The sequence below is a fragment of the Methanococcus aeolicus Nankai-3 genome (genome assembly GCF_000017185.1).
Classification (GTDB): Archaea; AGJL01; Methanococci; order Methanococcales; family Methanococcaceae; genus Methanofervidicoccus; species Methanofervidicoccus aeolicus.
The window spans coordinates 89,295-104,072 of record NC_009635.1 but is presented as its reverse complement, the minus strand read 5'-3'; the positions used below and the strand labels follow the sequence as shown (position 1 = coordinate 104,072).

Sequence of the window (14,778 nt, the reverse complement as noted above, 5' to 3'; positions counted from 1 at the left end):
TAAATGTGTGTCCGTAGGGATTAATTCATCTCTAAAAAAATCAAACGGTGTGTTAAATTGGAAGGAATTAAGATTCAAGAAGATGCATGTTTAGTATGTGATGCATGTAAAGCCGTGTGTCCAACTGACGCCATAGAAATATCACCATTTAATAGTTGTAATCTATGCATGCAATGTGTAAAAGTATGTCCAACCAAGGCATTATCTGAGGTGGCAGGTAAGATATCATATAACTCCTCAATATGTAAAAAATGCGGAGCATGTGCTACTGCATGTCCGACAAAAATTAAAAAAGTAGATAATATATTCCCATATTCAAAAGGACATTGTATTTTATGCGAAATGTGTGTGGAAGTATGCCCAATTGAAATCATATCAATTCCAACAATTATTGATAAACCTAAAAAAGAAATTATTATTCCAAAGGACCCAATAGCCGTAGTTGATGCCTGTGTTGGGTGTGGAGTATGTGTTCCAGTATGTCCCGTAGAAGCCATAAATATTGAGAATGACAGAGCAGTTGTGGATAAAAATAAATGTATGTATTGCTCAATATGTGCCCAAACATGCCCATGGAATGCCATATATGTAGCAGGCGAAATTCCTAAGAAAAGACATAAAGAGCAGATATTTACTATGGCAGAAGATAAATGTATTGGATGTATGGCATGCGCCGAAATATGCCCTGGAAGTATGATATCACCAGATGTCGATAATTTAAAAGTAGAACTGCCAAAAGTATGTCCTGCATGTGGCTTATGTGTTGAGGTTTGTCCAGTTGATGCTTTATCACTTGATGTTAAGTATGAATCGGCCCACCCAATAACTGATGAAGGCATTGTAATAATTGAAGACGATTATGATATATTAGAAAAATGTGCAAATGTTTGTCCTACTGATGCCATAATTGCCGAGAGTGAATCAAAATCCGTAAAAATGTGCATTGTATGCGGAGCATGTGTTACAGCTTGTCCCACAGGAGCATTAAAAATTGGCACGATAAATCACAATGGAAAAGAATATAATAGGATAGAATATGGGCCCCACCTATGCGATAAATGTGGAAAATGTGTATCTACATGTCCAATGAAGACTTTAAGATTAACTGATGATAAAATATCATTAAAAGGATATTGTGTTATGTGTCTGCTCTGTCTTTCATGTGCAGAAAGTCTAAAAAAAGATAAAGACATTTTGAGATTGAAATGATTTATTTTTTAAAATATGGTATTAAGAAATGTAATGTGGATATAACTAATATAAATATAGATATTAATAATACAATATATTTATAGGGTGAATAATATGGAAGAACCAAGAATTGGTGTTTATGTCTGCCACTGTGGGATTAATATTGGTGGAGTAGTCGATTGCCCAGAACTTGCTAAATTTGCTGGAGAATTAGATAATGTTACCATAGCAAGAGATTATAAATATTTCTGTGCAGACCCAGGGCAAGAGATAATTAAAAAGGACATTAAAGAATACAACTTAAATAGGGTTGTTGTTGCAGCCTGCTCCCCAAGAATGCACGAACCGACATTTAGAAGATGTGTTGAAGAAGCTGGATTAAATCCGTTCTTATTTGAATTTGTAAATATTAGGGAACATGATTCTTGGGTACATATGCACGAACCAGAAAAAGCCACGGAAAAGGCCATGGATTTAGTAAGTATGGGAGTTGCAAAAGCACGATTGTTGGAACCATTGGACTTCATTGAAGTGGATGTTACTAAAAGGGCCCTAGTAATTGGAGCTGGTGTTTCAGGCATTCAAGCTGCATTGGATTTAGGAGATATGGGATTTGAAACTATACTGGTAGAAAAAACACCCTCTGTGGGGGGTAGAATGGCACAGCTGGATAAAACATTCCCAACAAATGATTGTTCAATCTGTATTTTGGCTCCAAAAATGGTGGATGTAGCAAAACACCCCAATGTTAAACTATATTCTTATTCGGAAGTTAATGAGATTAAAGGATTTATTGGGAACTTTACAGTCGATATTCTGAAAAAAGCAAGATATCTTGATGAAGCAAAATGTACTGGATGCGGCCAATGTGCCGAAGTATGTCCAATTGAAGTTCCAAATGAATTTGATATGGGGCTTGGAATAAGAAAAGCCATATATAAACCATTCCCACAGGCGGTTCCTGCAAAATATACAATTGATAAAGAACATTGCATAGGTTGTGAATTATGTTCAAAGGTCTGTGGTCCAGGGGCAATTAATTACAGTCAAGAACCTGAAATTATTGAGGAAAAAGTAGGAACAATAATTACTGCAATAGGATATGATGCATTTGACCCAACAGTTAAACAAGAATATGGATATGGGATTTATGATAATGTCTTAACAGGACTTGAACTTGAAAGATTAATAAATGCATCAGGACCGACAATGGGACATGTCCTAAGATTAAGTGATAGCAAACATCCTAAAAGAATAGCATTTATTCAGTGTGTGGGTTCAAGAGATGCAAAAACGGGAAACAAATATTGTTCAAATGTTTGTTGTATGTATGCAATGAAAAACTCCCAATTGATAAAGGAGCATGAGCCCGATACTAAGATAGATATATATTATATGGATATTAGGGCATTTAGTAAAGGATATGAAGAATTTTATGAAAGAAGTGCCAGACAGTATGGTATTAACTTCATAAGGGGAAGACCAGCACAAATTATAGAAAATCCAGAAACTAAAAACTTAATCATTATGTCAGAAGACACCTTAATGGGTGAAATTCTTGAACAAGAATATGATATGGTTGTTCTTTCAGTTGGAATGGTACCAACAGAATCTATGGACGATGTTCAGAAGACTTTGAGTATTTCAAAATCTGCGGACGGCTTTTTTATGGAAGCACATCCAAAACTCAAACCTGTTGATACTGCCACAGATGGTATTTATTTAGCCGGTGCCTGTCAAGGTCCTAAGGACATACCTGCATCAGTTGCACAAGGTTCCGCTGCTGCTGCAAGAGCTGCAATACCCATGTCCAAAGGAAGAGTAAATGTTGAACCAATAGTAGCCGAAGTAAATGAGGAAATATGTGGAGTATGTGGGATATGTGTAAAACAATGTCCTTATGGAGCTCCCAGATTAGTTGAAAAAGATGGCACTTGTAGCCTGGAAGTTCTTTCGGCACTTTGTAAAGGTTGTGGAACCTGTATAGGTGGATGCCCAAGTGGAGCAATGGAGCAAAATCATTTTAAAACTAATCAACTATACAACCAAATTGAAGGAGCATTTAACATTACCAAATAATATTGAAATAATAATATATTATTTTTTTCTTTTTATGATAAAAATCATTTTATGGCCTTGGAGCTCCCCAATTTAGGTGGTGTATTTATATAATAGGAAGTTATAATATATATTTACTGTGATGATGAGTGCTGACTTCACTGATAGTGTATATGATGACAACGGGGACAGCTGAGCACAACTTCTAATCAAAAAAGAAATAATATTTTTTTAAATTATTTTTAAACATAGTATTCTTCTCTATTCACTTTTGATTTTAGTGCCTGTGCAATTTTTTCTCCCAATTCTCTTGCACCTTTGATTGCAGTTTCCTGTTCTTCAAAGGATTTAATTCCAACAGAATCGATCGTGGCGTCTGGTCCATGTATCATTTTTAAGCCTGAAACTTCACAGTCTTCTTCCACTCTACAACTTACACATGGCACATTTCCTAAAACTTTCACTGATCCTAAAAACTTCATCCCTTCTTCCATCATATAAAACATTATTGAATTTACACCCATTTCCGCTGCAGGAGGAAGCATTTTATTCTCTTCAGGAACTGCCGAGGTAATTACTGCAGCACCGACTTTCCCTGCCATAAAACCAAAATTGTGTCTTAAAGGATATAGCCTTTCAATAAAAGCTTTTGTTCTTGCATCAAGTGATGAATATGATGTATATCCACCAATTACAATGGCGTCAGCTTCTTTTACCTTTTTTGCCAGTTTGATTCCGTCATCTTTTATTACGCATTCGTTAGTTTTAACGCATCCAAGACAGGCCTTGCAGGGTTCGATTTTATAATCTGCCAATTTTATAAACTCGTATTTAAGACCTGTTGCTTTTAGAACTTCCAAAATTACTCTGTCTGTGTTGCTATTTTTTATTGGGGAACCCGAAAACCCTAAAACCTTCATGATATCACCGTTTAAATTGTGGCTAAAAACTATCTAAAAAATAAAATATGACTAAAAAGGGCTTATAATCCAGCCCTTGAAATTATTGTGTCCGCTACTTCTTCAGCACTTTTAAATGGAAAATCCCCTGCTTTCAATAATTTTCCAGCCTCTCCTGCAGTCATTTCAATATTTCCAGCTTTACACGTTGTTTCAGCTCCCTTTGGAAATGCAGCCAATAACTCTTCTGGAGTTTCGATTGGAAAATTTGCGCCTTCTAACGCTCCCATAATCTGTGCTTTTATTTCTTCTTTTACGTTCATATATCCCACCTCGCTTTTTACAAGTAAAACAATGTAAGGTAATGTATATATACTTAATCGTCATTAAAATGTACTAAAAATTATTTTGTACAGTTCAGTAACTGAGTGGTTTTTATGAAAGAAGATATAACTACAAATTTAGAACTTAAAGAATTAAAAGAAGAAATCTTTAAATTAAGAAATGAATTAAGAAGTTTTATTGAGAAATCAAATCAAAAACACGTTGATTTAATATTTAGCGAACTTAAAGAAAAATATTCTGAAATTTTCTATAACAAAGAGCTCGATAATGCAAAATCAAGCTTGAAGAACAACATGGTAGAAAACTGCCCGATGAAGGACCAATGTTATAGTGTATTTTTGGATTTTTTAAAGAACATTGCAAAATATATAAAAGAGGGGGAGATTTCTGAATCGATAGTAAACTCTTACCGGGATAAATTAAAAGAATTGCATAAAAATAGTCCTAAAATTGAGTGCGATACGTGTTTTTTAGAAGCAGGTAGGTTATTTGAAAAGCAAATCGAATTGATGAAAGCTCTGGGAATTTATAAAAAAGAAGAAAATTTGGAATATTCCCTTTCTGAAATTTCTGAAGAAGATCTAATTAAAAATCTACTTGAGCCAATCGCAAATAAACACAGATTTATGATATTAAAGGCACTATCAAGCCAAACAAGAACTTTTTCAGACCTATCAAAGATAACCAATTTAAGAGGGGGAAATTTACTATTTCACATAAAAAAGCTTCAAGAATCAAACATGATTATTCAAAGAAGCGAAAGGGGGGACTATATGATAACGAAAAAAGGTTATGATACAGTAAATACCATTTCAAAGCTTTATATGTCCCTAGACAAGTAGCCACTATTGGAAGCTAAGTAGTGTCTGCTGACCATATTTCAAACCAAATCCTTCTAAGACTTTTTTTCCGATCTTATCTCCAAGCAAACTGATGACTTTTGAGCGGTTCGTTACAATATCATTTTTGCTCCTTATTCCAGCGTCGTATAGTTTTCTGGCCCTAACTCTTCCAACGTGTTTAATTTTGAGTAACTCAATGATATCTTTTTTAGCACCATACTCGAGTCTTATCTCCAATTCAGATAAACAGTCTTTGATTTGTTCATTTTTTAAATTTAATTGATTAAATATTTCTTTTGCAGAATATGCCATCCATTTAACCTGTTCAACTTTGTACTTTAAAATCCCAGGTTCAATTCCATACCTTTTTAATATATCCTCCTCTGGAACCTCATTAATCCAGTCGTAGAACATCTTTGCAGTTTTAAAGCTTTCTAAATTTTCCCAGGAATAATCATCAATATTTAAGTCCATCATTTCTAAAATTAAATCTTCTTCTTCATGATTTCTTACTCTTAAAGGGGGCCTCATTTCCGTGGTCATTGACAGTACATATAACATATAGAGCTCTAGATTTGTATTTAACTCAGAGGATTTGTTGATCTTTTTTAATCCATCTATAATTATTTTTGCACTATATGGATCAATATACAGTTCTGAAACTCTTTTCCCAAGTTTTGTTGGTGTAAATGCAACGATAAAATCATAATCCTCTAAAAAATCAACGACTTCTTTTACATTCCTCAAAACTCCTTGGAGACTTCCATACTGGTGAGCATAAAATGTGTTTTTTATAAAGTTTTTTAAATCCATTTCATTTTCAACTTCCCTCGTGGATATCAATCCAAGGATATGGGTTCTAAGAACTTTTTGATTGGAAAGTTTTGAGTATATGTCCTCCACCTTTCCAGTTAAGTATTCAAAACCTTTTTCAACATCGTTTGGATTTTTTATATAGACTATTCCTTCACCATAAGGATCTAAACCAGGTCTCCCGGCTCTTCCAATACATTGCTGAATTTCCATTTTTGAAATTGGAGCCATACCTCTACCGGAAAATCTCTTTAAATCCCTTACAATTGCTCTTCTACAAGGTAAATTTAGTCCAGCAGAGTTATGTACTATAAATCCATTTGCCACAACATAATGGTCATTTGTCCCATCATCTGGTAGTTCTATGTCATAAGCATATTTGTCATTTACCTTTATTTTTTTAATTTCTTTGATCATGCTCCAATAAATATCTCCATCATAATATTCTTTTTTCCAACTATGTCTCATTTCTTTGTAGAGTGGCTTGCCACAAATTGGGCATTTTTCAAGATTTACTAAGAAGTCATACATTTCTTCTAAGTTCTCTTTATCTTTTATATTTTTATTAAGAAGATTCATTAAAATTTTTCCTTTATCATTTAGAGAATAATATACTCCTTTTTTATTTCCACCTATCTTTTCTCTTATGATAAACTCAAAATGGGGATTCTTTCTCTTTGAATAGTAGTTATTGTAGTTCATAACCAATTTTTTTCCATTTAATAGTTCAAAAAGTAATTTTACACGCTCTTTATTTAATTCATTCTGACTTTTTGTTCTTGGCTTAAACATAGTTAAATCAATGCTAAATCCGCAATCACACCACATTTTAGCAATTTCCTTACTTTTTACGATTTCTTCCAATTTTCTTCTTTTTTCCTTGTGTCTCAGTGGAATATTTTCATAAAATCTTTTTACACTTACAAAATCACCAATTATTAGTTCATAAATATCTCTACTTTTGTATTCTTTATTATTTGTTGGCGATCGAAGCGAATCCTTTGGATTCGCTGTCGAAGCAAATCGAAGATTTGCTGACTCACGAAACCTTCGGTTTCGTCGAGACTTACAAAACCTGAAGGTTTTGTTAAGCTTCATAACTTTTCCTTTTCTTTTTCTAATGGTGCTATGTATTCCAAACCTCAATAATGCTAATTGTAGTTTTTTGATTAGATTTTCTGATATCGAAGAGAATCCTATTTTCTTTCTGTTGGCATTAATGTATCCATCACTATCAAACAACCCTGCAATAAAGTGTGATAACTTTTCCAATGGAAGAATGTAAAATACATCAATATTTTTGTTATCCTTAGTGAGCATATTTAATTCATTAAATACTTCCCTTAGTCTTTTTGAATATACATAATGAGAAACATTTCCTTCCTCTTTAATTTTTAAAAAGTATTTTTTGTGAAGTTTAGAGTCATCAAAATTTGGCGGGTATTTTGGATTAAACGTAATATCGGGACTACCTCTAAATACATTTTTTTCGATAACACCGGTATAGCCATCTCCTATAAAATATCCAATGAAATAAAGGTCCCCATAGGATAAATCAATATCTCTTTCTTCAACCACTATTTTATCAGCAGTAGCCACATAGTCCCCCACTTTTAAATCCTTTGCTTCTTTTTCACAGGTCTCTTTTCCTTTTTTAACTAAGAACAAATGATTGGGGGTTGTGGTAATTTTTAGCCCATTTGCGGTTTTTACAACAATATTATATTCATGTTGCGGGGTTTTATGAACTTTCCAACAATCCACTGGTCTTATTTTATTTCCACACAATGCAAATACCTTTTCATTTTTATTCAATTCTGTAATCTTTTTAAATCCACTTTCTTGCAATATCTCGGTATTTGCATTTAAACAGAGTGTCGGAGTACAGCATATAACCTTTATCAGTTTCTTTCTGAATCCTTCTTCAACTATTTTCCTCTGTTCATAGGTAAGACCTGCATGGTGAAATGCCACCCCTTTTTCAATACATTCTGCAAGAGCTCTACAGGTTTCAGTTGGTGGATCGAATATGCTTAAAACTTCGTCTTTCAGTTTTTGAAGTTCGTGTTTTTCACTGTGGGATAAGTATTTCTTTAAATTCAATTTTTTTGCTTCACTAACCGCTCCTCTCTTAGAATTACAAAAAATTAAACATGAACCATCTTCATCGATACAATCTACAACCAAATTCATAATGTCATTTTTATAACTATCGTTTAGGGGTTTTTGGAGTGAGCGAAGCGAACGGAGAGCAACGAAATCACTCTTCGTGATTTCGTCTAATGAATTATTTTCATCAATGTATTCTATTTTGTTTTTATAGAATATTCCTTTTTTTAATTCCACAGGTCTCCAATCATCAATTACAAGTGTTGCATTTAGCCAGTTTGCAAGTTCCTCTGGATTCCCAACAGTTGCAGACAAACCGATTAATTGGATATTATTTAAATTCTTTAATTTCGTTAAAATGATCTCAAGGGTTCCTCCTCTTTCATCATCCCCTATTAAATGGATTTCATCTACCACTACAACAGAAACCTTATCTATCCAATCGATCCTATGTCTCATTAAAGAATCAAGTTTTTCAGCAGTAGTTATGATTAGATCGTAGCTCGATAAATTCTCTTTTTCATCAAAATCTCCAATGGACAAAGCCACTTTTAAACCATATTTTTCATATTTTTCTTTAAACTCGTCGTATTTTTCATTTGCAAGGGCTTTTAATGGAACTATAAATAGTCCCTTTTTCCCTGTCGGTTGTTTGTTTTCATCCAACAGGTGGTTTATAAAAGCCATCTCTCCAATAAGTGTTTTTCCCGATGCCGTAGGAATACAAATTAAAAAATTTTTATTTTTATCAAGCAAATTATTATTTAATACTTTTTGTTGTGGTGGTCTAAGAGATTTTATGCCGTTTTCATTAAGTATATTCATAACTTTTGTTTCATTTTTCCTTTGGAAATTATTTGGCAGATTTTTGTTTTCCATTTATTCACCGTTTATAGTAAGTTCAATAACCGTCCTTATTTGTCCTATTGTAAAAATTCCTTCGGAGTTTTGAAAAATTATTGATGAATTTCTTTATGTGTTTAACATATATAGATTTTAGCTTTTGATGGCTTTTGATTATGGCTTTTGATGGCTTGATGGTGGAGCTCCCAAAAAATCAAAAATCAAAAAATCCCCTAAAAAAAATTAATGAATATTACAATTTTTAAAAAATTAAATTATTTGTAATACAAAAAATCAAATAAAAAACTATAAATAATACTATTTTTAATATAATATTATTGTAATACCAAATATAAAATAAATATTACAAAATGTAAAAAAAGGTGAAAATTTGCATATTCCTGATGGATTTTTACCGATATGGGAAGCCGGATTATTATGGCTTGTTTCATTGGTATGTATTGGTTTGTCCCTTAAATGGGCATCAAAAGAAATGAATGAAAAAACAGTCCCTCTTTTTGCAGCAGTGGCAGCAGGTATATTTGCTATTCAAGCTATGAATATACCAATACCATGGGGAACCAGCGGACATATGGGCGGTGCGGCATTAGCATCTATCATATTTGATAGTCCCTGGGCTGGTGTGTTAATGTTAGCTCTTGTGTTAATTGTTCAAGGTTTATTCTTTGCAGATGGAGGAATATTGGCAATGGGTGCAAATGTATTCAATATGGGTATAATTAGTGCATTTGTTGGATATTATGTATTTAAATCACTTAAAAAGGTAAATATTGCCGTTGCAGCATTTGGTGCCGGTTGGTTTGCTTTATTCCTAGGTGCTATTGTTTGTGCTATTGAAATGGCAGTTGCTGGAACATTCCCATTAGATAAAGGATTACAGTTCATGGGATTATACCATGCAGCAATAGGATTTATTGAAGGAGGTATAACGGCAGTAGTAATTCAATATATATCCTCAGTTAGACCTGATTTAATAAAAGGATTGGGTGGTAATAATGAATAAAATATTAATTTCAGGACTTGCCGTTGCATTAATTATTGGGTTATTAGCTCCTTTTTTAGCATCAGGAAACCCTGATGGATTGGAAAGTGCAGCAGAAAAAATAGTAAATGAGCATACACTTGAACAAAATCTACATGAAGTTGGACTTAAAGAAGAAGGAACAGTTGCACCTTCACCAATGCCTGACTACGCAATAGAAGGAATGGGCAAAATAGGAGAAATAATAGCAATGGTCGTAGGAATATTAATTATGGCTGTTTTAGCCTATGGCGTTGGAATGATGTTTAAAAAATAAGTATATTTATTATACAATTAATAATTTTTTATTTATATTATTTTATTATGTATTGTCTTCATACTTTGCTTTTTTAAGTTATTTTTATAATCTATTTATGTAGGTAGTTCGTTCAGGCGTTTCCTACAATATAGTAAGTTCAATAACTGTCCTTTATCCGGCTTATTATTAAATAAAATCTCTTCGAGATTTTGTACAAAATCGAAGATTTTGTAAAAAAAATCCTTTTAGGATTTTGTACAAAAGCATAGCTTTTGTAAATGAATTTCTTCATTTATTGGTAATATGGCGAGATTTTAGCTTTAATGAGGGGGCGATTTATTGAAAAAGACCGAAGATTGACTATAATAAATTAGGTAAGACTATATACTATTTATATATTAATAATATTAATTTAAAATAAATATTATTAAATAATTTTAAAAGTTATATTTTCTTATTTCGGTGATTTTTTTGCATCATTCATTACGATCAATAGAAAGGGAGCTCCCTAAAAATAGTATTATTCATAATTTAGATTCGCGAGTAAAATTGATATTTGTATTAATGTTGGTCATAACTTCTGCAATTCTAAATAATATTCAATTCGTGCTTTTAATTTGGTTATATATTATATTTATTATATTAATTTCAAGAATATCAATAATCAATACAATTAAAAGAATAATATTAATATTGCCGTTTGGTATGTTTTTGGCATTTTTTCAGCCATTTATAAAAGGAGACACTGTAATATATACAATATTAGGGGCTCCCATATATTACGAAGGAATATTATTTGGGGCATTGCTGTTTTCAAAGTTTCTTGTATCAATAACGGCAATTGTGTTTCTATCCTCTACGACCCCTATGCACGAGGTAATAATAGCAGGTAGAAGATTAGGACTACCTCCCATTATGGCTACAATGTTGGGACTAATGGTCAGATATTTATTTATTATGTATGATATATTAGAAAATACTTTAAATTCTCAAAAATCGCGATGTTTAAGCAGAAAAAACATATCATATAAAAGCTTATTAAATATATTTGGATATAGTATAGGTTCGCTGTTTATTAGGTCGTATGAACAGGGGGAAAGAACATATCTAGCTATGACTTCGCGGGGATATAGTGAAAATTCAAATATAATGTCATTTGGAAGTAAAATAAAAAAAAATGACATATTATTTTTAGCTATTACAGCGATATTTTTGATAACTTTATTAATCTTACAATTTTTAAATTAATTGTTAATATATTTGATAGGATTGTGAACTACTCCGACCTTACGGACGGAGCTTCCTGCTTCCGACCCGTAGTCTCCACAGGCGTCACTTCGGACTGTCCCAGCCCTAGGCTACCTTTTCTTTTCGGTAGCAATAAATATTGTGAGAATAGTTATATAAATAATTTTCGGCTTTCATCCCCCCGTAGCGAAGCGGAGGGCTACAATTAGACAAAAACCTTCGGTTTGAACAAAACTCTTCGAGTTTTGTAGCTCGAAATCGGAGATTTCGATTTTGTTGCTCGCTTACTTCGTAAGCGAAATCCGAAGGATTTTGTTTAATCCCTTACGGAAGGGGACTTCTCGCCGAAATAAGTTAAAAAAATATTTTGGGAGCTCCCGGAGCTCCCATTTAATATTTATATGGAAATTGTTTTCGGAGCTCCCTCATTTGCTCATTATCGATATACGATTTATTGCCAATAGATAAACAACTATCTGTTGTTATTTTTCCAAATGGTATTATGGGGCATCTATTATCCATACATATATTAACGGCTTCTTTTAAACTATCCTCACTCATTGAAACTAAATATGTTCCCAAATATCGTGTAGCTCTTGGATAAGGTATTGAATTTATTTCTATTCCTTTTTTAGCTTTTACAAGCATTTCAAGTAAATTACAAAGCCAACCTCCTCGTGAGGCGTCTTTACAGGCATTTACTTCCACACCTTGATTTAATAGCTCTAAAAAGGTATCAAATTTATTTTTTGCCTTTTGAATTCTTGTTCCTGTATCTCCCTCTACTGGATGACCCACCATAGCTATTATGTCATCAGGTTTTGCTCCGCCATCTTTTATTATTTTTCTATTGTCGGGGAGCTCCCCAAATACAACCACAGACATGCAGGATTTTAATTCTTCAAGAGTTTGGGTATTTCCCCCTACTATTGGAATATTTAGCCCCAAAGATTGTTTTTTTAATCCATCAATTGCCATTTTTATTTCCTGTTCGTCTTTTGCCTGAATGGCATTCATGGCATATTTTGGGGGAGCTCCCATTGCCACAATATCACAAGTTGTATGTATTAGTGCTGTTTTAGAGCCTAAAACTAATGGATATGGTCCCTCCATATTAATTACTGTATTGCCCACTACTACGGCATCATCTCCTGCTCGTATTCCACTAATTAAATTTGGAAGCTTCGAATCCATATTCCAAAACTCTTTTCTAGGGTAATTAGTTTCCATCATGTGGTTTATTGCTCGTTTTATTTCATATTCTATATTTTCCATTTCTTTCACGATTTTTGTTAAATTTTTGTAGCTTATTTTATTATATTTATTGTATCATTAATTTTTATCTACTTTTATCTATTTTAATCTTTTATATTTAATCGTTTATCTATTATATTTAACTTTCTTTATTAATTAATTTTATAAGATTTATATATCATAAATTTAGATACTAATATATATTACTGTTAATTAATAATAGTAATTACATATAATTATAAATATATTATATCAATAACACCATAATAATTATTTAATTATATACAATAAAAAATATTGGGGAAATTATGATTTCATTGAACGAAGCACTCAACATATTAAATAATTATTCATTAAATAAAAAATATCCTGCTGAATATGTGGATATATATAACTCACAGGGTAGGATTATAGCAGAAGATATTATTTCAAAAGTGGATATTCCACTATATAATCGGTCGAATATGGACGGTTATGCCGTTGTAGATTTAAATTTAAAACAGTATAAAATAATAGATGAGATTTTTGCGGGAGATATGAGAGATTTGATAATTAAACAAAATGAATGTGTTTATGTTGCCACGGGTTCAAAAATTCCAAATAATGCAAATTTCGTAATACCTATTGAATTGGTCAATATAATAGACAATGAAATTATAGAACCAATTGAGAAAATCACCGAAAAATATATTTCAAAAATAGGAACAGATATAAAATATGGAGAAAAGGTTTTGAAGAGAGGAGCAAAATTAAATGAAAGAACTATTGGATTACTTGCATCGGTGGGGATTGAAAAGGTAAAAGTTAATTATGTTCCTAAAATAGGCATAATATCCACAGGTAATGAGCTATCGGTTATCAATGAGGTAAATTCAAAAACTTTGTATTCCATTATAAAAATGGCAAATTGTATTCCTGTGCATATTGGAAATGCCCGAGATAATATGGAAGATATTGAAAACATGATAAATAAAGCAATTAAATTAAATTGTGATATTATTATAACTTCGGGAGGGGTATCAGAAGGGAAGAAAGATTTAATTCCAAATATTGTATTAAATAGGGGAAATATATTATTCCATAAAGTTAAAATGAGACCGGGGAAACCTATGCTATTTGGGGAAATAGATAGTATTCCTATATTTGGTATGCCCGGTAATGTGGTATCCTGTATAGTGTGTAGTTATGTTTATTTGCTTCCATTTTTGGAAAACATAACTAAAAAAATGCAAACCACAAAAAAAATAGTTAAAGCAAAATTGGGGGGAAAAGTATGTTCTGAGCCTGATTTTGTATATTATCGTCCCGTTAAATTAGAAAATGGGATAGCACATCTAACATTTAAAGGCTCTGGTTTAATTACTTCCATTGTATATGCTGATGGGTTTATTAAATTAAATGAAAATGAATTGCAAAAAAATAAAGACGATGTTGTAGATGTTTGGCTGTTTGAATAATTTATTATAAAATTATTTTTTTAATTTAATTTTAGTTGGAATATAGTTAATCTTCAAAAACTGTCCCTAATCTGTCCCAATGCATTTTATAATATTATTTTATTTTTGCTAATTTATATGACGATTTTGCATTTTAGCATAGGAGGATTTAGTGAAATTGTTCGAAGATTGACTATAATTTTAAATCGAAAAAAATATTTTTGTAACTCAAATAAAATCTTAAAAAATATAAAAAAATAAAATACGCCTCCCAAAAGGGTTCGGCGTATTTATGTTTTAAGCTGTTTGGGCTAAGCTTAATTTATTTTGTGAAGACCTATATTAAATGTAATGGGTATCATTATATGTAATTTAATATATATTTAAGGGCTTGGGCTTTTGTAATCCTTTTTATTGTTATTATTATTTTATTTCTTAT

Annotated in this window: 11 protein-coding genes; 7 read left to right on the top strand and 4 right to left on the bottom strand. The window is 32.0% G+C overall.

The annotated features are described in order from the left end of the window. Window positions 1-57 precede the first annotated feature (57 nt). On the top strand, window positions 58-1,209 hold the full coding sequence (gene vhuB, locus MAEO_RS00485; RefSeq protein WP_011972820.1) for a F420-non-reducing hydrogenase associated-polyferredoxin VhuB: 1,152 nt from the start codon (window positions 58-60) through the stop codon (window positions 1,207-1,209). Window positions 1,210-1,305: 96 nt separating this feature from the next. Next, on the top strand, window positions 1,306-3,270 hold the full coding sequence (locus MAEO_RS00480; RefSeq protein WP_011972819.1) for a CoB--CoM heterodisulfide reductase iron-sulfur subunit A family protein: 1,965 nt from the start codon (window positions 1,306-1,308) through the stop codon (window positions 3,268-3,270). Window positions 3,271-3,491: 221 nt separating this feature from the next. Here the strand turns inward: MAEO_RS00480 and MAEO_RS00475 are convergent, their stop codons facing one another. Further along, a complete protein-coding gene (locus tag MAEO_RS00475; RefSeq protein ID WP_011972818.1) occupies window positions 3,492-4,169 on the bottom strand; it encodes a flavodoxin family protein in 678 nt (225 codons plus the stop codon). Window positions 4,170-4,231: 62 nt separating this feature from the next. After that, entirely contained in the window at window positions 4,232-4,471 is a 240-nt protein-coding gene (locus tag MAEO_RS00470) for an MTH865 family protein (RefSeq protein WP_011972817.1), read from the bottom strand. Between the two features lie 114 nt (window positions 4,472-4,585). Here MAEO_RS00470 and MAEO_RS00465 point away from each other — a divergent pair, with 114 nt between their 5' ends. Next, entirely contained in the window at window positions 4,586-5,335 is a 750-nt protein-coding gene (locus MAEO_RS00465) for a winged helix-turn-helix domain-containing protein (protein ID WP_011972816.1), read from the top strand. A gap of 3 nt (window positions 5,336-5,338) precedes the next feature. Here MAEO_RS00465 and MAEO_RS00460 read toward each other — a convergent pair whose 3' ends face one another. Further along, on the bottom strand, window positions 5,339-9,136 hold the full coding sequence (locus tag MAEO_RS00460) for a DEAD/DEAH box helicase (RefSeq protein ID WP_011972815.1): 3,798 nt from the start codon (window positions 9,134-9,136) through the stop codon (window positions 5,339-5,341). A gap of 355 nt (window positions 9,137-9,491) precedes the next feature. On the opposite strand from MAEO_RS00460, the gene cbiM reads away from it, so the two are divergent. From cbiM to cbiQ, 3 genes are all read left to right on the top strand, one after another. Next, on the top strand, window positions 9,492-10,124 hold the full coding sequence (gene cbiM, locus MAEO_RS00455; RefSeq protein WP_011972814.1) for a cobalt transporter CbiM: 633 nt from the start codon (window positions 9,492-9,494) through the stop codon (window positions 10,122-10,124). Continuing rightward, entirely contained in the window at window positions 10,117-10,419 is a 303-nt protein-coding gene (locus MAEO_RS00450) for a PDGLE domain-containing protein (RefSeq protein WP_011972813.1), read from the top strand. The genes cbiM and MAEO_RS00450 overlap by 8 nt, the downstream gene beginning before the upstream one ends. A 453-nt stretch (window positions 10,420-10,872) precedes the next feature. Further along, complete coding sequence (gene cbiQ / locus MAEO_RS00445; protein WP_011972812.1) at window positions 10,873-11,649, top strand: cobalt ECF transporter T component CbiQ; 777 nt, start codon at window positions 10,873-10,875, stop codon at window positions 11,647-11,649. A 390-nt stretch (window positions 11,650-12,039) separates the two neighbouring features. Here the strand turns inward: cbiQ and MAEO_RS00440 are convergent, their stop codons facing one another. Further along, entirely contained in the window at window positions 12,040-12,924 is an 885-nt protein-coding gene (locus MAEO_RS00440; RefSeq protein ID WP_011972811.1) for an AIR synthase related protein, read from the bottom strand. A gap of 287 nt (window positions 12,925-13,211) precedes the next feature. Here MAEO_RS00440 and MAEO_RS00435 point away from each other — a divergent pair, with 287 nt between their 5' ends. After that, window positions 13,212-14,360 (top strand): molybdopterin molybdotransferase MoeA, encoded by a 1,149-nt coding sequence (locus tag MAEO_RS00435; protein ID WP_011972810.1) that lies wholly within the window; start codon window positions 13,212-13,214, stop codon window positions 14,358-14,360. Window positions 14,361-14,778 lie beyond the last annotated feature (418 nt).

Coding starts and splice junctions, on each gene's coding strand:
- MAEO_RS00480 (WP_011972819.1), top strand. CDS start 1,306: ATGGAAGAACCAAGAATTGGTGTTTATGTCTGCCACTGTGGGATTAAT.
- MAEO_RS00475 (WP_011972818.1), bottom strand. CDS start 4,169: ATGAAGGTTTTAGGGTTTTCGGGTTCCCCAATAAAAAATAGCAACACA.
- MAEO_RS00470 (WP_011972817.1), bottom strand. CDS start 4,471: ATGAACGTAAAAGAAGAAATAAAAGCACAGATTATGGGAGCGTTAGAA.
- MAEO_RS00465 (WP_011972816.1), top strand. CDS start 4,586: ATGAAAGAAGATATAACTACAAATTTAGAACTTAAAGAATTAAAAGAA.
- MAEO_RS00460 (WP_011972815.1), bottom strand. CDS start 9,136: ATGGAAAACAAAAATCTGCCAAATAATTTCCAAAGGAAAAATGAAACA.
- MAEO_RS00450 (WP_011972813.1), top strand. CDS start 10,117: ATGAATAAAATATTAATTTCAGGACTTGCCGTTGCATTAATTATTGGG.
- MAEO_RS00440 (WP_011972811.1), bottom strand. CDS start 12,924: ATGGAAAATATAGAATATGAAATAAAACGAGCAATAAACCACATGATG.
- MAEO_RS00435 (WP_011972810.1), top strand. CDS start 13,212: ATGATTTCATTGAACGAAGCACTCAACATATTAAATAATTATTCATTA.